We start from the raw sequence: 18,971 nt of genomic DNA on the forward strand, positions 1-18,971 counted from the left end.
GAAATTACTTCGCCCACCCTTTTTGTTTCAGGTAGTCGGCAGCCACTTTTTTGGCATCCAGTCCTTCCACTGCAATGCTGGCATTCAGTTGCTGCAATGTTTTTGCATCGAGGCTGGCGAAGACTGGCTGTAGCCACTGTGCCATTTGCGGATACTCCTTCAACACCGATTCACGCACCACTGGTGCAGGCGCGTAGATAGGTTGCACGCCTTGCGGATCGCTTAAGGTTTGCAGCCCCAGCGCCGCGACCGGACCGTCAGTGCCGTAAGCCATTGCGGCATTAACGCCAGAGGTTTGCTGGGCAGCGGCTTTAATCGTCACCGCCGTGTCGCCACCAGCCAGTGACAGCAACTGATCCTGACCGAGCTTAAAGCCATAGGCTTTTTCAAACGTGGGTAACGCATCGGCGCGTTCGATAAACTCTGCCGAGGCTGCCAGTTTGAAGGTGCCGCCCTCTTGCAGATAACGACTCAGGTCGGCAAGCGAAGTGAGTTTGTTTTTCTCTGCCACATCCTGACGCACGGCGATAGTCCAGGTGTTATTTGCAGGCGCGGGCGTCAGCCAGATTAACTTGTTGTGCTCCGCATCGAGCTTTTTGACTTTCTCGTAGCCCTGCCCGGCATTTTTCCACGCTGCATCGTTTTCATCTTTAAAGAAGAAAGCGCCATTGCCGGTATATTCCGGATAGATATCCAGTTCATCGGAAGTAATCGCCCCGCGCCCCACAGGAGTCGTTCCGAGTTGCACTTTATTCACCGTCGGTACGCCGTGGCTTTCGAGTACCTGCAAGATGATGTTGCCGAGCAGCGCGCCTTCGGTATCGATTTTTGAACCGACTTTAACGGGGGAAGCCGCCTGTAGCGGCAGGCTCACGGCTGCCAACATAACCAGTGAACCTGCCCAGAGCTTTAAGAGTGGCATGATGCTTTCCTCATTCTTTTACTGTTGTTTTCAGCGAATTAAGAGAAAAGCATAGTTGATAATGACAGAGTTAGCCTGAGCGGAAGGATTCAGTTGCAGAATCAGATAAATACTTAAGAGGCATATTCGGTCCGGCGTTTCCTGCCGGATGCGGCGCGAGCGCCTTATCCGGCCTACAAAGGGCGAAAATTCAGCAAGTTAAGATATGAACATCAGGCAAAGGGCGCAAACGTCGCGCCCTTACTAAAGCATTACAGCAACTCAAACTCGCCTTTCTTAACGCGTGCGGAATCAGTGCCGATAAATACATTGAACTTGCCAGGCTCGGCGTCATATTTCATCTGTTGATTCCAGAACTTCAGCGCCTCAATATCGATCGGGAAGCTGACAGTCTGAGTTTCGCCCGGTTTCAGGGTGATTTTCTCAAAGCCTTTCAGCTGTTTCACAGGGCGACTCATGGAAGCCGTCACATCCTGCAAGTACATCTGCACTACCGTGGCCCCCTCGCGCTTACCGGTGTTCGTCACCTGCACGCTGGCCGTCACTTTGCCGTCACGCTTCATGGTCGGCGCAGAAAGTTTCACATCAGAGACGGTGAAAGTGGTATAGCTCAGACCATAGCCGAACGGATAAAGCGCTCCGTTAGCTTCATCAAAATAACGCGAAGTATATTTGTTCGGCTTGTCGGCATTATACGGACGACCGGTGTTCAGATGGCTGTAGTACACCGGGATCTGCCCGACAGAACGCGGGAAGGAAATTGGCAGCTTGCCGGACGGGTTGTAATCGCCAAACAATACATCGGCAATTGCATTACCGCCTTCAGTCCCCGCAAACCAGGTTTCCAGAATCGCATCAGCCTGCTGATCTTCTTTCACCAGCGCCAGCGGACGCCCGTTCATCAGCACCAGCACCAGCGGTTTACCGGTGGCTTTCAGCGCCGCAATCAAGTCACGTTGGCCTTGCGGAATAGTGATATCGGTCCGGCTGGAGGCTTCGTGCGCCATCCCCTGTGCTTCACCGACTACAGCCACCACCACATCAGATTGTTTCGCCGTCTGCACCGCTTCATCAATCATCTCTTGCGGCGAACGCGGATCGACTTTGACCGCTTCTTCATACTGATTCAGGAAATCGATAATGCCTTTGTCACTGGTAACGTTCGCCCCTTTGGCATACAGCACTTTACCGTTTTCACCGACGGAATTTTTAATCCCGGTCAGTACGGTCACGGATTGATCGGCAACACCGGCTGCGGACCAGCTGCCCATCACGTCACGTTTACTGTCCGCCAGTGGCCCAACCACCGCAATGGTGGCCGATTTTTTCAGCGGTAACGTTTCGAGACGGTTTTTCAGCAACACCAGGCTTTCGCGCGCCACTTCACGCGCTTCTTTACGGTGCAGGCGGCTTTCGGCATTGGTATCCACCGGGTCAGACTCTTTCGGCCCCAAATGGCTGTATGGGTCGTTAAACAACCCCATATCATATTTAACGTTCAGTACATGGCGGGCAGCATCGTCCAGCTCTGCCATGGTCACTTTGCCGGATTTAATCAACCCAGGCAGATACTTCGAGTAGTACTCGTCGCTCATACTCATGTTGATTCCGGATTTCAGCGCCACGCGCACCGCATCTTCCGGGTCTGCCGCCGTGCCATGTTTAATCAGCTCTTTGATTGCACCGTGATCGGAAACGGTGATGCCTTTAAAGCCCCACTGGTCGCGCAGAACATCTTTCAGCAGCCAGGAATCGGAGGTGGCTGGCGTGCCGTTCAGCGAGTTCAGCGCCACCATCACCGCGCCGCTGCCTGCGTCCAGCCCCGCTTTGTACGGCGGCATATAATCATTAAACAGGCGCTGCGGACTCATATCGACGGTGTTGTACTCTTTACCGCCTTCTACCGCGCCGTATGCGGCAAAGTGTTTGACGCTGGTCATCACCGAGTAACGATCTGCCGGGCTTTTACCCTGCATCGCTTCCACCATGGTTTTACCCATTATTGAGGTGAGATACGTATCTTCGCCAAAACCTTCGGAAGCACGTCCCCAGCGCGGATCGCGCGAGACATCGACCATCGGTGCCCAGGTCATATTCAGGCCATCATCTGCCGCTTCATAAGCAGAGACACGCCCGACCGTTTTCACCGCATCGAGGTTAAAAGACGAGGCCAGACCGAGGCTAATCGGGAACACCGTGCGCTGACCGTGCAGCACGTCGTAAGCAAAGAAAAGAGGAATTTTCAGGCGGCTTAATTCCATCACCTGATCCTGCATGGCGCGGATATCCTGACGGGTTACGGTGTTGAAAATCGCCCCAACCTGACCGTCTTTGATCATCTCGCGGATCGCCTCTTTCGGATTATCCGGGCCTACGCTGATTAAGCGCAGCTGACCAATTTTCTCATCAACCGTCATTTTCTTGAGCAGATCGGTGACGAACGCATCCCGCGCTTCAGGCGTTAATGGATGGTTACCGAATAAATCATCCGCCAGTGCTGGCTGCAGGACCAGACTCACCGCGATTCCTACTGAACATAGCCATTTCATATGGATTTTTCTTCCTTTGTTGCCCGACGTGGCAGCGAAAATGGTGCAAAAACCGTAGTTTGCCATAAGCATGATGGAGAGAGAAAAAGAATGCTCAGTTTATTGTCTGAATTTTCAAAATATTCACTCGCTGAATTGTCATACAAGGCGCTATTCTAGTTTGTGATATTTTTTCGCCACCACAAGGAGTGGAAAATGTCTTCCATGACAACAACTGATAATAAAGCCTTTTTGAATGAACTTGCCCGTCTGGTCGGTCATTCACACCTGCTCACCGATCCCGCAAAAACGGCCCGCTATCGCAAGGGCTTCCGTTCTGGTCAGGGCGACGCGCTGGCTGTCGTTTTCCCTGGCTCACTACTGGAATTGTGGCGGGTGCTGAAAGCCTGCGTCACCGCCGACAAAATTATTCTGATGCAGGCTGCCAATACAGGCCTGACCGAAGGATCGACGCCAAACGGTAACGACTATGATCGCGATATCGTGATCATCAGCACCCTGCGTCTCGACAAGCTGCACGTTCTCGGCAAGGGCGAACAGGTGCTGGCCTATCCGGGCACCACGCTCTATTCGCTGGAAAAAGCCCTCAAACCGCTGGGACGCGAACCGCATTCGGTGATTGGATCATCGTGTATAGGCGCATCGGTCATCGGCGGTATTTGTAACAACTCCGGCGGCTCGCTGGTGCAACGTGGCCCGGCGTATACCGAAATGTCGTTATTCGCGCGTATAGATGAAGATGGCAAACTGACGCTGGTGAACCATCTGGGGATTGATCTGGGCGAAACGCCGGAGCAGATCCTTAGCAAGCTGGATGACGATCGCATCAAAGATGACGATGTGCGTCACGATGGTCGTCACGCCCACGATTATGACTATGTCCACCGCGTTCGTGATATTGAAGCCGACACGCCCGCACGTTATAACGCCGATCCGGATCGGTTATTTGAATCTTCTGGTTGCGCCGGGAAGCTGGCCGTCTTTGCGGTACGTCTTGATACCTTCGAAGCGGAAAAAAATCAGCAGGTGTTTTATATCGGCACCAACCAGCCGGAAGTGCTGACCGAAATCCGCCGTCATATTCTGGCTAACTTCGAAAATCTGCCGGTTGCCGGGGAATATATGCACCGGGATATCTACGATATTGCGGAAAAATACGGCAAAGACACCTTCCTGATGATTGATAAGTTAGGCACCGACAAGATGCCGTTCTTCTTTAATCTCAAGGGACGCACCGATGCGATGCTGGAGAAAGTGAAATTCTTCCGTCCGCATTTTACTGACCGTGCAATGCAAAAATTCGGTCACCTGTTCCCCAGCCATTTACCGCCGCGCATGAAAAACTGGCGCGATAAATACGAGCATCATCTGCTGTTAAAAATGGCAGGCGATGGCGTCGGTGAAGCCAAATCGTGGCTGGTGGATTATTTCAAACAGGCCGAGGGCGATTTCTTTGTCTGTACGCCGGAGGAAGGTAGCAAAGCGTTTTTACACCGTTTCGCCGCTGCGGGCGCAGCAATTCGTTATCAGGCGGTGCATTCCGATGAAGTCGAAGACATTCTGGCACTGGATATCGCTCTGCGGCGTAACGACACCGAGTGGTATGAGCATTTACCGCCGGAGATCGACAGCCAGCTGGTGCACAAGCTCTATTACGGCCATTTTATGTGCTATGTCTTCCATCAGGATTACATAGTGAAAAAAGGCGTGGATGTGCATGCGTTAAAAGAACAGATGCTGGAACTGCTACAGCAGCGCGGCGCGCAGTACCCTGCCGAGCATAACGTCGGTCATTTGTATAAAGCACCGGAGACGTTGCAGAAGTTCTATCGCGAGAATGATCCGACCAATAGCATGAATCCGGGGATCGGTAAAACCAGTAAACGGAAAAACTGGCAGGAAGTGGAGTAAAAATTACGGATGGCAGAGTATCGCCATCCGAATTCACTTAATCGTTCTGTGCCGTCTGCCCCGCCGCCGCCATTTGGGCGGCTTTTTGTTTTTTATAGCTCAACGCTGCTGCCGGCACAGGCATCACTTTACCGGTTTCAATCCAGGTACGCAGGCGGCTGGCATCGGCAAAATGGGTATATTTGCCAAACGCGTCCATCACTACCAGCGCCACCGGTTTATTATTGATAACCGTACGCATCACCAGACAATGGCCCGCCGCATTGGTAAAGCCGGTTTTGGTTAACTGAATATTCCAGTTATCGCGATACACCAGATGATTAGTATTGCGGAACGGCAGCGTATACGTCGGGTTAGAGAAGGTTGCCATATCTTCCCGGGTAGTACTTAACTGCCCGATCAACGGATATTGTTTGCTGGCAATGAGCAGTTTGGTTAAGTCACGGGCAGTTGAAACGTTATGCACCGACAATCCGGTAGGTTCAACAAAGCGCGTGTTGTTCATTCCGAGCGATTTCGCTTTCGCATTCATTGCCTTAATAAAGGCTTTGTAACCACCGGGATAATGGTGCGCAAGGCTTGCCGCCGCGCGGTTTTCTGAAGACATCAGCGCCAGCAACAGCATATCTTTACGGCTGATTTCGCTATTCAGTCGTACGCGCGAATAGACCCCTTTCATCTCCGGCGTCTGGCTGATATCCACTTTTAGTTTTTCATCCAGCGGCAGTCGTGCATCCAGCACAACCATCGCGGTCATTAATTTGCTGATAGACGCAATCGGACGCACCAGATCCGGGTGGTTCGAATAGATCACTTTGTTGGTATTCAGATCAACAATCATCGCGCTACCGGAGGCAATTTCCGGTTGTGAAGCGGTGGTAGCGGCTGCCGTTTTCGCAACGGCCTGCGGTGCAAAAGGCACAGCCAGCATCAGGGCCAAGCTAAATAAAGAAACTCGAAATTTCGGCATGATGAGCATTCAGATAGTGGTTCACGCGCACGGGTTGCGCACCGCCGGAGTAAGGATTTACTGAGGCTAGCGACGCCATCATAACGAGCAAAAAGTGCGATCGTCAAAGGAGAATCGTGAGTAAATGCTGCATTGCTGACATTTACGCCAGCAATGCAACGTCAAAGAACTTTCTAGAACAAACGATAACCGTAGCCCCATAGTATAACGGTTAGGGTGAGCAGCACTTCCAGTACCAGCACGCCAATCGCCAGCGTCGAACTGGAGAAGCTAAGGCCTTCCTCTTTGTTGATATTCAGGAAGCTCGGAATACCAAGGTAAAGCAGGTAGCCGGTGTAAAACAGCGCCACCGTGCCGACCAGCGCACACAACCAGACCAGTGGATAAAGCGCCACCAGACCGCTTAAAAACAGCGGAGTTGCAACGTAGCCCGCGAAGACCATGCAATGCGCAAGAGACGGACGCTGCGGGTAATTGCGCGCCATCCACCAGATGACCCGCCCCATCACCGCAACCCCAGCCAGCATAACGCCGTAAAACAAGACAGCCAGCGCCAGTCCGGTAAACCAGGATAACTTCAGGATAGTGCCATCGCCAAAATTCCAGCCAATCTGTGTAGTGCCAATGAAGGCGCAAATCACCGGAATCGCCGCCATCAGCAAAACGTGGTGGGTGTAATGGTGAGAAATCGTTTCGTTTTCGCGATTAATCACCTGCATTTCACGATCGGGATGGGAAAACAGTCCCCAGACATGGCTCATACCGCCCCCTTGTTGTGAGTTCATGAACCTGACAGTTCAAGTATAAGCCAGCTTGTGATTATTTTTTGTTCATCCATGTAATTTGCACCGTCTGATGTATGTCCTTTTTCAGCGTGAATGATTCACAGGGTGTATGCTTACAGGCAACCAAAGGGAGACAAACTGGCCTATGGATCTCAATACACTCATCTCACAATATGGTTATGCCGCGCTGGTTATCGGTAGCCTGGCGGAAGGTGAAACCGTGACTTTGCTGGGAGGCGTTGCGGCACATCAGGGGCTATTAAAGTTCCCACTGGTGGTACTTTCTGTGGCGCTTGGTGGCATGATTGGCGACCAGGTGCTCTATCTGTGCGGGCGGCGGTTTGGCGGCAAGCTGTTACGCCGTTTCTCGAAACATCAGGATAAAATTGAGCGGGCACAGAAACTTATCCAACGCCATCCGTATCTGTTTGTCATTGGTACGCGCTTTATGTATGGCTTTCGGGTGATTGGCCCGACGCTGATTGGTGCCAGCCAGCTGCCGCCGAAAATCTTTCTGCCGCTGAATATTCTCGGCGCATTTGCCTGGGCGTTGATTTTTACCACTATTGGTTACGCTGGTGGTCAGGTGATTGCGCCGTGGTTGCACAATCTCGACCAGCATTTGAAGCACTGGGTCTGGTTGATTCTGGTCGTGGTTCTGGTGGTGGGCGTGCGCTGGTGGCTGAAACGGCGCGGGAAGAAAAAGCCGGATAATCAGGCGTAAAGCAGTTGCCACAGATAAGCATTCACTCCACATCCGGCACCGGGTGTTCCATGCCTGATGCGACGCTGGTGTCTTATCTGGCCTAACCCATTGAAATATCCACGCACCTCACTGCGCTATTCTGGGTTGAACTGCGGATTCGCCAACATAAAGCCGCCATCCACTATCAACGACTGCCCTGTCGTGTAATTTGCGCCCTCCGAACAAAGCCACACCACCAGGCTGGCAATCTCATGCGTTGCGCCAAAACGCCGTAGAGGAATCGAAGGCTCCGCGTCGGGCTTCACGTCGCTATCATCCATGCTGTTCATTGGCGTGGCTATCGCCCCAGGCGCGACTGCGTTCACCAAAATCTTATGCCTGACCAACTCCAGCGCCATCGTTTTGGTTAACCCGCCGAGCGCATGTTTAGCGGCTGTGTAGGCGCTGGCATCCGGCAGCGGCGTATGTTCATGTACCGACGTAATGTTGATGATGCGACCGCCCTGCCCTTATTTCACCATCTGACGAGCCGCAATTTGCGAGCATAAAAATGCACCATCAACATCAACGGTAAAAATCTTGCGCCACTCATCAAAAGCCATATCAAGAAACGGCGCTTTGGTCATTGCACCCGCATTATTCACCAGCACATCAATACGCCCAAATCGCTGGATGAGTGTCTCCAGCGCCTGCGCACCTTCTGGCAGATTGCCGAGATCCAGTTGCACGATCTCCGCACGTACGCCGTGGGTAACCACCTCACGCGCGGTATCTTTTGCCCCTTCTTCATCTGAGTGCCAGGTAATGCCAATATCAAACCCCTGCTGCGCCAGTAATAACGCGCACTCTTTGCCGATCCCCGAATCGGAAGCGGTAATTATCGCGACCTATGCCATCGAGTTCTCCACTTAACGCTGAATAAACGTTAAGTATAGAAGGCGCATATCATCAGCGTTTGTAACCCCCGCCCAGCGCACCGGTGAGTCGAATGGAGGCATCCAGCCACTGCCCTTGCAATAACAGGCCATTGGCCCGCTCACGCAGCGCCGGGATTCTGGCTTCGCTGACGCGGGAACCAGCAATGATGCCCGCGTTAAAGCGGGCCTGCGCAAGACCTACCACACGCAAGGCATCGCGCTCAATTTGCGCCTGATGCTGGTTTTTCTCCGCCAGTGTCTGAACCTGACTGGCTGCCCGCGCCACGTCATTCACTGCTTCAACCACCGCTTTGTTGTAGCTGGCGATAGACAAGTTGCTTTCGGCTTTTGCGATATCGAGATTGGCGTTAAGACGACCACTATCGAAAATAGGTAGCGTCAGGCCTGCCGTAACGCCCATTTGCTGCGCGGAATGACGGAACAGATCGCTTAAGTGCAACGCATCCTGTTGCAGGAAGGCCATCAGGTTGATGTCAGGATAAAATGCCGCTTTTGCCGCATCAATAGTGCTTAACGATGACTCAACGTACCAGTGCGCCGCCTGCAAATCTGCCCGCCGGGCCAGTAAGGAGTACCCCAGTTCATCAGGAAGCTGGCTTGCCACTTTCGGCAACGCGACCGGTTTAAGCTTCAATGACTTAGTCTGGTGATTTGTGAGTGCATTTAACCGTGCCTCAATAATTTTCATTTTCCCCGCGACATCGTTGAGCTGCTGCCGGGTTTTGCTGGCATTAATATCGGTTTCCACACCGTCAACTGAAGAAGTAATCCCGTTCTGATATAGCTGGCGATCGGTCGCGATAATGGTGTTCTGCTCTTTTTCTATTTGCTGCAAGACCGTGTTTAACGCCGCCTGGGTTTGCCACTCCCAGTACAGGCGGGCTACGCTGCCAGCCAGCAATTGGCGGGTTTGCTCGCGTTCCGCCGCCCGTGCTTTAACCGTACCCAGGCGGGCAGTAACCTCCGCCCGATTCTTTCCCCAGATATCGAGATGCCAGCCCGCCGTTAAGCCAAAAGTTCCGTTGGTGTACCACGGACCGGTCGTACCTGCGGCCGGATCGTTCAGAGCAAACGGCCCCATTAGCCCTTCTGCCGACATTTTTTGCCGCTCCATATCCGCCGAAAAGTCGATCTGCGGACCATCCTGAGTGGCAACTGCCTTCGCCTGGGCTTCAGCTAGCTAAATGCGCTGTTCAGCCACCTGCATATCCGGTGCGTTCTGTAGTGCATTGTTAATTAATGAAGTGAGCTGATTATCGTGATACTCCAGCCACCATTGGCTGTCTGGCCAACCATTTTTCAGCGCCGTGGGTAATGCGGTGTCAACTTGTGCAGCGGGCGTTTGCTGGCTTAACGCCTGGCGGGTTTCATGCATAGGCGCACACCCGGCCAGCATCAGTAACAGCGGAAAACAGGCGATGGCTGGATAAAAGGAATCACGATTCATGGGGGAATAATCAGGTAAGAAACGGTGCGCGGAGATTACCGTGTGTTGCGATATATTTTTTAGTTTCGCGTGGCAATACATCAGTAGCAATAAAACGACATACCCAGAAAAATATAGACTAAGTAAATGATATCTTCCGATTTATCTTAATCGTTTATGGATAACGGCAAAGGGCTTCGTTTTTTCCTATACTTATTCAGCACTCACAAATAAAGGAACGCCAATGAAAATTATACTCTGGGCTGTATTGATTATTTTCCTGATTGGGCTACTGGTGGTGACTGGCGTATTTAAGATGATATTTTAAAATTAATTAATGTCATCAGATCCGAAAATAACGAGAATATTTCAGTCTCTCATCCTGTTGCGCTCCTGTCATGTGCATTGCTTCATATAATCACTGGCGCAAGGAGCGCGCAGGGGGCGACCAATCGCCGCCGCCCCCTGCCCCCCCGGGCTCTGGCGAACAAAATCGCCGCTGCGCGGTGCCCTCGGCTTATCCCTTACGGCTACCGGGTCGGGCGCGAGGTAACATCCCTGTAAAACGCGCCCTCAGCCCACATCCATGTGGGCTGCCCCGGCCTTCAGGGAACGCCTCGGCGATTTTGACGCCACCAAACAACCGTGCGGCCTATTGATAAAGAGCTAACACATTGTCAAAAACATCACTATGGTTTTTAGAGTTTCTCGATATCAATTGCCTGAATAGCCCTTGCAATATCAGGGGAGTTATTCAACACCCGAACATGCTGAAATAATTCCGTTGCTTCATCGTATTCTTTACGCAAATAACTCAACCACTGTTTAATCCGCGCAACGTGATATAACCCGGTATCGCCCTGCTTTTCCAGACGGGTATATTTTTGCAGCAAAGCAACCACCTCCGGCCACGGCATTCGCGGTTCGTTATATTTTACCACCCGGCTCAGGTTGGGAATATTGAGCGCCCCGCGACCAATCATCACTGCGTCGCAGCCGCTGATCGCCATGCATTGTTGCGCGCTCTGCCAGTCCCAGATTTCACCGTTGGCAATCACCGGAATATTCAGCCGCTGGCGAATCTCGCCAATCGCCTGCCAGTCAATATGCTCCGCGCGGTAACCCTGCTCTTTCGTCCGCCCATGCACCACCAGCTCCGTAGCGCCAGCCTGTTGAACCGCATCGGCGATTTCAAATTTCTTCTCACCGCTGTCCCAGCCCAGACGCACTTTCACGCTGACAGGCAAATGCGCCGGTACAGCTTCACGCATCGCTTTTGCCCCCTGGTAGATGAGTTCAGGATCTTTGAGTAACGTCGCCCCGCCGCCGCTACCGTTAACCGTTTTCGACGGGCAGCCGCAATTGAGATCCACGCCCCAGAAACCTAACTCCACCGCACGGGCGGCGTTCTCTGCCAGCCATTGTGGGAACTGACCTAACAACTGCACGCGCACCAGCGTACCAGATGGTGTCCGGCTGGCGTTTTGTAGCTCAGGGCAAATGCGATGAAAGACTTTTACCGGCAGCAGTTGATCCACCACGCGGACAAACTCGGTGATGCACAGATCGTAGTCGTTAACTTCGGTCAGCAATTCACGCACCAGAGAGTCAAGCACTCCCTCCATCGGTGCCAGTAACACACGCATATCATCACCCGCAAAAAAATGAGGCGCTATGTTAGCGCCTATGGTCAGCGGATTAAAGGTCTGCAAAGAGGGATTGCTGCAAACTGCAATCCCTCTCTATGCTTGATGTATGCCTGAGTTCGCTGCTCATTGCGTAATACCGGGTAGCGAAAAAATAAGCGCTGATTTCTTAATGTGATCGGTAGCACGTTTTACGAATTAATTGTATGATGAATCCATCTCATCTGGGGTGTTGATTATGAGTAAGACACTGAACATTATCTGGCAATATTTACGCGCTTTCGTCCTGATTTATGCCTGCCTGTATGCAGGCATTTTCATTGCTTCCCTGCTACCGGTAACCATTCCGGGCAGCATCATCGGGATGCTGATCCTGTTTGTCCTGCTGGCCTTGCAAATTCTTCCGGCGAAATGGGTCAATCCGGGGTGCTACGTACTGATTCGCTATATGGCGCTATTGTTTGTGCCGATTGGCGTAGGCGTCATGCAATATTTTGATTTGCTCCGCGCGCAGTTTGGCCCGGTAGTGGTTTCCTGTGCTGTCAGTACGCTGGTGGTTTTTCTGGTGGTGAGCTGGAGTTCACAACTGGTACACGGTGAACGTAAAGTCGTAGGTCAGAAAGGATCAGAAGAATGATGGCGAATATCTGGTGGTCATTACCGCTGACGTTGATTGTCTTTTTTGCCGCCCGCAAACTGGCGGCACGGTATAAGTTTCCCCTGCTTAACCCGTTGCTGGTAGCAATGGTGGTGATCATTCCTTTTTTAATGCTGACCGGCATCTCTTACGACAGTTACTTTAAAGGTAGCGAAGTGCTAAACGATCTGCTGCAACCGGCGGTCGTCGCGCTGGCCTATCCTTTATATGAGCAGCTACACCAGATCCGCGCGCGCTGGAAATCGATCATCACCATCTGTTTTATCGGCAGCGTGGTTGCGATGGTGACGGGGACTTCCGTGGCATTGTTGATGGGCGCTTCACCGGAAATCGCCGCGTCAATCCTGCCGAAATCAGTCACCACGCCTATTGCAATGGCGGTTGGCGGCAGTATTGGCGGTATTCCGGCAATCAGCGCAGTTTGCGTGATTTTCGTCGGCATCCTCGGCGCGGTATTTGGCCATACATTGCTTAATGCGATGCGTATTCGTACCAAAGCTGCGCGCGGTCTGGCAATGGGGACTGCCTCGCACGCCCTCGGTACGGCGCGCTGCGCCGAGCTGGATTATCAGGAAGGTGCATTTAGTTCGCTAGCGCTGGTGTTATGCGGGATAATTACTTCGCTGATCGCACCGTTCCTTTTCCCGATTATTCTGGCAGTAATGGGCTAAAATTTGCGATACGTCGCGCATTTTTGATGTAAGTTTCACGTGTTGCATAATTAATGAGATTCAGATCACATATAAAGCCATAACGGGTTCGTAAACTGTTATCCCATTACATGATTATGAGGCAACGCCATGCATCCACGTTTTCAAACCGCTTTTGCCCAACTTGCGGATAACTTGCAATCTGCACTGGAACCTATTCTGGCAGACAAGTACTTCCCCGCTTTGTTGACCGGGGAGCAAGTCTCATCGCTGAAGAGCGCAACGGGACTGGACGAAGACGCGCTGGCATTCGCACTACTTCCGCTGGCGGCGGCCTGTGCGCGTACGCCATTGTCGAATTTTAATGTTGGCGCAATTGCGCGCGGTGTGAGCGGAACCTGGTATTTTGGTGCCAATATGGAATTTATTGGTGCAACAATGCAGCAAACCGTTCATGCCGAACAAAGCGCGATCAGCCACGCTTGGTTGAGTGGTGAAAAAGCGCTTGCAGCCATCACCGTTAACTATACGCCTTGTGGTCACTGCCGTCAGTTTATGAATGAACTGAACAGCGGTCTGGATCTGCGTATTCATTTGCCGGGCCGCGAGGCACACGCGCTGCGTGACTATCTGCCGGATGCCTTTGGGCCGAAAGATCTGGAGATTAAAACGCTGCTGATGGACGAGCAGGATCACGGCTATGCGCTGACTGGTGATGCGCTTTCTCAGGCGGCGATTGCAGCGGCAAACCGTTCGCACATGCCTTACAGTAAGTCACCAAGCGGTGTCGCGCTGGAATGTAAAGACGGTCGTATTTTCAGCGGCAGCTACGCTGAAAACGCCGCATTCAACCCGACTCTGCCGCCGTTGCAGGGGGCGTTAATTCTGTTGAATCTCAAGGGTTATGATTACCCGGATATCCAGCGCGCGGTTCTGGCAGAAAAAGCCGATGCGCCGTTGATTCAGTGGGATGCCACCTCCGCAACGCTGAAAGCTCTCGGCTGTCACAGTATCGACCGCGTGCTTCTCGCTTAAGCCTGGTGCCGGATGCGGCGTGAACGCCTTGTCCGGCTTGCCAGCCCTCTCCTGGTGTCGAAATTCCCGGCAAACAGTTTGCCGTTTCTTGCGCAAAACCAGCGGGTAAAGTAGCCTGATGGAAATTTTCCTTAGCTCGAGTCTCCTGCATGTTAAAGCGCGTGTTCCTCAGCCTGTTAGTCCTGATCGGCTTGCTGCTGTTGACTGTGCTCGGCCTCGATCGCTGGATGAGCTGGAAAACCGCGCCTTATATCTACGACGAATTGCAGGATCTCCCCTACCGCCAGGTCGGCGTGGTGCTCGGCACAGCAAAATATTATCGTACCGGCGTTATTAATCAGTATTATCGCTACCGCATTCAAGGAGCGATTAATGCCTATAACAGCGGTAAGGTAAATTATCTATTACTGAGCGGCGATAACGCATTGCAAAGTTATAACGAGCCGATGACCATGCGCAAAGATTTAATCGCTGCTGGTGTCGACCCATCAGATATTGTTCTCGATTACGCAGGCTTTCGTACGCTGGATTCCATCGTGCGTACACGCAAAGTTTTCGATACTAATGATTTCATTATTATCACCCAACGTTTCCACTGTGAGCGAGCATTATTTATTGCGCTGCATATGGGGATTCAGGCTCAGTGTTATGCCGTACCGTCACCGAAAGATATGCTGTCAGTACGTATTCGCGAATTTGCCGCCCGTTTCGGTGCGCTGGCTGACCTTTATATTTTTAAACGTGAACCGCGTTTTTTAGGGCCGCTGGTCCCTATTCCGGCTATGCACCAGGTGCCGGAAGATGCGCAGGGGTATCCCGCCGTTACACCCGAACAGTTACTTGAATTACAAAAGAAACAAGGAAAGTAGTTATGGATGTACAGCAGTTTTTTGTCGTTGCCGTTTTTTTCCTTATCCCGATATTTTGTTTCCGCGAAGCATGGAAAGGCTGGCGCGCAGGCGCGATTGATAAACGGGTTAAAAATGCACCGGAACCGGTGTATGTCTGGCGAGCAAAAAATCCCGGACTCTTCTTCGCTTATATGGTGGCATATATTGGCTTCGGAATTTTATCTATCGGCATGATTGTTTATCTTATTTTCTATCGTTAATATTTTCTCTTTTCTGTTAATTATTGAGAATAATTATTACTTCACTCAATAAGCTGCGGATATAACATTCTGAACCGCAGCTATTTGTGAATCCTTTCACAGCTTAAATTTCCCCACGCGCATAGCCTTAATATCAGCACGCAATATTTATTTAGCGTTCGCCATAATTACTCATAGCATTAAGGAAGATCACATGCCGCAACAAAATTATCTGGATGAACTCACTCCGGCTTTTACGCCGTTACTGGCGATTAAAGAAGCCTCTCGCTGTTTATTATGTCACGACGCTCCCTGTAGTCAGGCTTGCCCGGCACAGACCGATCCGGGGAAATTTATTCGCTCAATCTACTTTCGTAATTTTAAAGGCGCTGCCGAGACAATTCGCGAAAATAATGCCCTCGGTGCCGTTTGTGCCAGAGTGTGCCCGACGGAGAAATTATGCCAAAGCGGTTGTACCCGTGCCGGTGTTGATGCTCCCATTGATATCGGCCGCTTACAGCGTTTTGTTACTGATTTTGAACAACAAACCGGGATGGAAATTTATCAGCCCGGTACTAAAACGCTCGGCAAAGTCGCGATTATTGGCGCAGGTCCTGCCGGATTGCAGGCCAGTGTGACACTGACAAACCAGGGTTATGACGTCACGATTTATGAGAAAGAAGCGCACCCCGGTGGCTGGTTGCGTAACGGTATTCCGCAATTCCGGTTACCGCAATCAGTGCTGGATGCAGAGATCGCCCGTATTGAAAAAATGGGCGTGACCATTAAGTGCAATAACGAAATCGGTAAAACACTCACCCTGGAGCAACTGAAAGCGGAAAACCGCGCGGTACTGGTCACCGTGGGGTTATCAAGCGGTTCCGGGCTACCGCTGTTTGAGCATAGCGACGTTGAGATTGCCGTCGACTTCCTGCAACGTGTACGACAGGCGCAAGGCGATATCAGCATTCCACAAAGCGCATTAATTATCGGCGGCGGTGATGTCGCGATGGACGTAGCCAGCACGCTGAAAGTTCTCGGCTGTCAGGCGGTAACTTGCGTAGCACGTGAAGAGTTAGATGAGTTTCCGGCAAGCGAAAAAGAGTTTGCCAGCGCCCGGGAGCTGGGCGTTTCGATCATCGATGGATTCACGCCAGTAGCCGTGGAAGGCAATAAAGTCACGTTTAAGCATGTACGGTTATCAGGCGAACTGACGATGGCGGCAGATAAAATTATTCTCGCCGTCGGTCAGCATGCCAGACTGGATGCCTTTGCGGAGTTAGAGCAGCAGCGTAACACCATCAAAACACAAAATTATCAGACCCGCGATCCGCAAGTCTTTGCTGCTGGCGATATTGTTGAGGGTGACAAAACCGTGGTCTATGCCGTGAAAACCGGGAAAGAAGCCGCCGAGGCGATTCATCACTATTTAGAGGGAGCTTGCTCATGTTAACGAAAGATCTTTCGATTACTTTTTGCGGCGTGAACTTTCCCAACCCGTTCTGCCTCTCTTCTTCGCCGGTAGGCAACTGCTATGAGATGTGTGCCAAAGCCTACGACACAGGTTGGGGCGGTGTGGTGTTTAAAACGATCGGCTTTTTTATCGCCAACGAAGTCTCGCCGCGTTTTGATCATCTGGTGAAAGAAGATACCGGTTTTATCGGCTTCAAAAATATGGAGCAGATTGCTGAACATCCGTTGGAAGAGAATCTGACCGCCCTGCGTCGGCTGAAGGAAGATTACCCGGACAAAGTATTGATCGCTTCGATCATGGGGGAAAATGAGCAGCAATGGGAGCAGCTGGCGCGGATATGATCGAGTGTAACTTCTCCTGTCCGCAAATGACTTCTCATGCGATGGGTAGCGATGTCGGGCAGTGAAACGGGGTTCCACGCTGCCAATGCTGGCGAAGATGACGCCGAATATCGGTGATATGTGCGAAGTGGCGCTGGCGGCGAAGCGCGGCGGCGCAGATGGCATTGCGGCAATTAACACCGTTAAATCCATCACCAATATCGATCTTAATCAGAAAATCGGTATGCCGATCGTTAACGGTAAATCGAGTATTTCCGGATATTCCGGTAAAGCGGTAAAACCGATCGCCCTGCGCTTCATTCAGCAAATGCGCACCCATCCAGAACTGCGCGATTTCCCAATCAGCGGTATCGGCGGCATTGAAACCTGGGAAGATGCGGCGGAGTTTTTATTGCTCGGCGCAGCAACGTTACAGGTCACCACCGGCATTATGCAGTACGGCTATCGCATCGTAGAAGATATGGCGAGCGGGTTATCGCATTATCTCGCCGATCAGGGATTTGATTCGTTGCAGGAGATGGTAGGTCTGGCGAATAACAATATTGTCCCGGCGGAAGATTTAGACCGCAGTTATATTGTCTATCCCCGTATCAATCTTGACAAATGTGTTGGCTGTGGACGCTGTTATATTTCCTGTTACGACGGCGGTCACCAGGCGATGGAATGGAGCGAGAAAACCCGCACACCGCATTGTAATACCGAGAAATGTGTGGGTTGTCTGCTTTGTGGTCACGTCTGCCCGGTGGGTTGTATTGAGCTCGGGGAAGTGAAGTTTAAGAAAGGCGAGAAAGAACACCCGGTAACGTTGTAAAACCAGAGACGCATCCGGCAATATCCGCAATCACATCACTTCTTACGCGCGTATTTCAGTGAATCCAGCGCTACGGCGAAGATAATAATCGCCCCTTTGATGATGTACTGCCAGTATGGGTTTACGCCGATATACGTCAGGCCATAGTTGATGACGGTAAAAATAATTACCCCGGTCACCACGCCAATCACCGTCCCCACACCGCCGCTGAACGATACACCGCCTACCACGCACGCCGCGATAGCATCCAGCTCATACATAAAGCCGAGGTTGTTGGTGGCAGAGCCGATACGTCCGGCTTCTAACATCCCGCCAAAGGCATAGAACACGCCAGACAACGCGTAGATCATCAGCAGGTTCAGGCCGACGTTGACACCAGATATTTTTGCCGCTTCCGGGTTACCGCCAATGGCAAAAATGTTCTTACCGAAGCGGGTTTTGTTCCACAACACCCAGACGAACGCCACCGCAATCAACGCGTAGAAGGTGATGTAAGAGAGACGGAAACTCCCCAGCGCGACAAAGCCCTGAGCAAAGGTAGAGAAGCCACTGTCAAAACCAGAAATTGGCGACGCCCCGACAAAGTCGTAATAGAGCGAGTTGATGCCATAGACGATGATCATCGTGCCGAGCGTGGTAATGAACGGCGTCACGTTGAGATAAGCGATAATCAGACCGTTGATCAAACCGATCACCGCACCAATGGCACAGACAATCAGAATAACCAGCGCAATCGGCATCGTCGCCATTTCCGGGAACACTTTGTTGGCGTTATCCATGGACTGCAATAATGTCGCAGCCACCACTGCCGCCAGCCCTACCTGACGACCAGCAGAAAGATCGGTCCCCTGGGTGACAATTAACCCTGCCACACCGAGCGCGATAATAATACGCACCGATGACTGGGTGAGAATATTACTTAAGTTCAACAGACTTAAAAATGTTGGGTCCTGGAAAATAATAATCGCCAGCAAAACTAAAAGAACGACGTAAATACCGCCCTCTTTCAGGTAAGTAAGAAAACTTTTCTTATTTAACGCACTCATGGGAAGCCCCTAA

At 51.7% G+C, this 18,971-nt stretch carries 14 protein-coding genes, 3 pseudogenes and 2 other annotated features; of the genes and pseudogenes, 9 read left to right on the forward strand and 8 right to left on the reverse strand.

All coding sequences use genetic code 11. The annotated features are described in order from the left end of the window. Positions 1-4 precede the first annotated feature (4 nt). Both yehZ and bglX read right to left on the reverse strand, forming a co-directional pair. Positions 5-922 carry a transport system permease gene (gene yehZ / locus SF2216; protein NP_708032.1) on the reverse strand — a complete coding sequence of 306 codons (918 nt, stop codon included), beginning with the start codon at positions 920-922 and terminating at the stop codon, positions 5-7. 251 nt (positions 923-1,173) lie between these two features. Then, on the reverse strand, positions 1,174-3,471 hold the full coding sequence (gene bglX, locus SF2217) for a beta-D-glucoside glucohydrolase (protein NP_708033.1): 2,298 nt from the start codon (positions 3,469-3,471) through the stop codon (positions 1,174-1,176). A gap of 195 nt (positions 3,472-3,666) precedes the next feature. Here bglX and dld point away from each other — a divergent pair, with 195 nt between their 5' ends. Continuing rightward, positions 3,667-5,382: a D-lactate dehydrogenase gene (gene dld / locus SF2218; protein NP_708034.1), complete on the forward strand. Its 1,716-nt coding sequence runs from the start codon at positions 3,667-3,669 to the stop codon at positions 5,380-5,382. A gap of 37 nt (positions 5,383-5,419) precedes the next feature. Here dld and pbpG read toward each other — a convergent pair whose 3' ends face one another. After that, entirely contained in the window at positions 5,420-6,352 is a 933-nt protein-coding gene (pbpG, locus tag SF2219) for a penicillin-binding protein 7 (RefSeq protein ID NP_708035.3), read from the reverse strand. 173 nt (positions 6,353-6,525) lie between these two features. Next, a complete protein-coding gene (gene yohC, locus SF2220) occupies positions 6,526-7,113 on the reverse strand; it encodes a hypothetical protein (protein NP_708036.2) in 588 nt (195 codons plus the stop codon). Between the two features lie 133 nt (positions 7,114-7,246). Between yohC and yohD the strand changes: the two genes are divergently transcribed. Beyond that, positions 7,247-7,861, forward strand: coding sequence for a hypothetical protein (yohD, locus tag SF2221; RefSeq protein NP_708037.1), 615 nt, complete (start codon positions 7,247-7,249; stop codon positions 7,859-7,861). Between the two features lie 116 nt (positions 7,862-7,977). Next, positions 7,978-8,739, reverse strand: a sequence feature (Similar to Escherichia coli K12 oxidoreductase gi: 1788459 (254 aa). BLAST with identity of 95% in 253 aa. This CDS contains an in-frame stop codon. The sequence has been checked and is believed to be correct.). On the opposite strand, the pseudogene yohF reads toward yohD, so the two are convergent. The 3 genes and pseudogenes from yohF to yohI all read right to left on the reverse strand — a co-directional run bounded on the left by yohF (position 7,978) and on the right by yohI (position 11,853). Continuing rightward, positions 7,978-8,739: pseudogene (gene yohF / locus SF2222) on the reverse strand. Its footprint overlaps the feature before it by 762 nt. Before the next feature lie 52 nt (positions 8,740-8,791). Further along, positions 8,792-10,228, reverse strand: a pseudogene (locus SF2223). 677 nt (positions 10,229-10,905) lie between these two features. Beyond that, positions 10,906-11,853 carry a tRNA-dihydrouridine synthase C gene (yohI, locus tag SF2225; protein ID NP_708040.2) on the reverse strand — a complete coding sequence of 316 codons (948 nt, stop codon included), beginning with the start codon at positions 11,851-11,853 and terminating at the stop codon, positions 10,906-10,908. A 238-nt stretch (positions 11,854-12,091) separates the two neighbouring features. Here yohI and yohJ point away from each other — a divergent pair, with 238 nt between their 5' ends. From yohJ to yeiA, 7 genes and pseudogenes are all read left to right on the forward strand, one after another. Further along, positions 12,092-12,490 (forward strand): hypothetical protein, encoded by a 399-nt coding sequence (gene yohJ / locus SF2226; protein NP_708041.2) that lies wholly within the window; start codon positions 12,092-12,094, stop codon positions 12,488-12,490. Next, complete coding sequence (gene yohK / locus SF2227) at positions 12,487-13,182, forward strand: hypothetical protein (RefSeq protein ID NP_708042.1); 696 nt, start codon at positions 12,487-12,489, stop codon at positions 13,180-13,182. The genes yohJ and yohK overlap by 4 nt, the downstream gene beginning before the upstream one ends. Positions 13,183-13,311: 129 nt before the next feature. Continuing rightward, positions 13,312-14,196: a cytidine deaminase gene (gene cdd, locus SF2228; protein NP_708043.1), complete on the forward strand. Its 885-nt coding sequence runs from the start codon at positions 13,312-13,314 to the stop codon at positions 14,194-14,196. Between the two features lie 149 nt (positions 14,197-14,345). Continuing rightward, positions 14,346-15,065 (forward strand): vancomycin high temperature exclusion protein, encoded by a 720-nt coding sequence (sanA, locus tag SF2229; protein ID NP_708044.2) that lies wholly within the window; start codon positions 14,346-14,348, stop codon positions 15,063-15,065. 2 nt (positions 15,066-15,067) lie between these two features. After that, positions 15,068-15,307 (forward strand): hypothetical protein, encoded by a 240-nt coding sequence (locus SF2230; RefSeq protein NP_708045.1) that lies wholly within the window; start codon positions 15,068-15,070, stop codon positions 15,305-15,307. A gap of 193 nt (positions 15,308-15,500) precedes the next feature. Next, the gene (locus tag SF2231) at positions 15,501-16,739 is read left to right on the forward strand and encodes a dihydropyrimidine dehydrogenase subunit A (RefSeq protein NP_708046.1); all 1,239 of its coding nucleotides are present in this window, start codon (positions 15,501-15,503) and stop codon (positions 16,737-16,739) included. Then, positions 16,727-17,912, forward strand: a sequence feature (Similar to Escherichia coli K12 oxidoreductase gi: 1788469 (414 aa). BLAST with identity of 98% in 395 aa. This CDS contains an in-frame stop codon. The sequence has been checked and is believed to be correct.). (Overlaps the previous gene by 13 nt.) Next, positions 16,727-17,912: pseudogene (yeiA, locus tag SF2232) on the forward strand. (Overlaps the previous feature by 1,186 nt.) Before SF2231 ends, yeiA begins: the two are co-directional and overlap by 13 nt. Positions 17,913-17,947: 35 nt before the next feature. Here yeiA and mglC read toward each other — a convergent pair. Continuing rightward, positions 17,948-18,958, reverse strand: a complete 1,011-nt coding sequence (gene mglC / locus SF2233) for a methyl-galactoside ABC transporter permease (protein NP_708047.1) — start codon at positions 18,956-18,958, stop codon at positions 17,948-17,950. Positions 18,959-18,971: the final 13 nt, after the last annotated feature.

Source organism: Shigella flexneri 2a str. 301 (genome assembly GCF_000006925.2).
In the GTDB taxonomy this organism is placed as follows: domain Bacteria; phylum Pseudomonadota; class Gammaproteobacteria; order Enterobacterales; family Enterobacteriaceae; genus ECMA0423.

Bases quoted from the DNA above. Each gene is read 5' to 3' on its own strand.
- yehZ (NP_708032.1), bottom strand. From the start codon at position 922: ATGCCACTCTTAAAGCTCTGGGCAGGTTCACTGGTTATGTTGGCAGCC.
- bglX (NP_708033.1), bottom strand. From the start codon at position 3,471: ATGAAATGGCTATGTTCAGTAGGAATCGCGGTGAGTCTGGTCCTGCAG.
- dld (NP_708034.1), top strand. From the start codon at position 3,667: ATGTCTTCCATGACAACAACTGATAATAAAGCCTTTTTGAATGAACTT.
- pbpG (NP_708035.3), bottom strand. From the start codon at position 6,352: ATGCCGAAATTTCGAGTTTCTTTATTTAGCTTGGCCCTGATGCTGGCT.
- yohC (NP_708036.2), bottom strand. From the start codon at position 7,113: ATGAGCCATGTCTGGGGACTGTTTTCCCATCCCGATCGTGAAATGCAG.
- yohD (NP_708037.1), top strand. From the start codon at position 7,247: ATGCTTACAGGCAACCAAAGGGAGACAAACTGGCCTATGGATCTCAAT.
- yohI (NP_708040.2), bottom strand. From the start codon at position 11,853: ATGCGTGTGTTACTGGCACCGATGGAGGGAGTGCTTGACTCTCTGGTG.
- yohJ (NP_708041.2), top strand. From the start codon at position 12,092: ATGAGTAAGACACTGAACATTATCTGGCAATATTTACGCGCTTTCGTC.
- yohK (NP_708042.1), top strand. From the start codon at position 12,487: ATGATGGCGAATATCTGGTGGTCATTACCGCTGACGTTGATTGTCTTT.
- cdd (NP_708043.1), top strand. From the start codon at position 13,312: ATGCATCCACGTTTTCAAACCGCTTTTGCCCAACTTGCGGATAACTTG.
- sanA (NP_708044.2), top strand. From the start codon at position 14,346: ATGTTAAAGCGCGTGTTCCTCAGCCTGTTAGTCCTGATCGGCTTGCTG.
- SF2230 (NP_708045.1), top strand. From the start codon at position 15,068: ATGGATGTACAGCAGTTTTTTGTCGTTGCCGTTTTTTTCCTTATCCCG.
- SF2231 (NP_708046.1), top strand. From the start codon at position 15,501: ATGCCGCAACAAAATTATCTGGATGAACTCACTCCGGCTTTTACGCCG.
- mglC (NP_708047.1), bottom strand. From the start codon at position 18,958: ATGAGTGCGTTAAATAAGAAAAGTTTTCTTACTTACCTGAAAGAGGGC.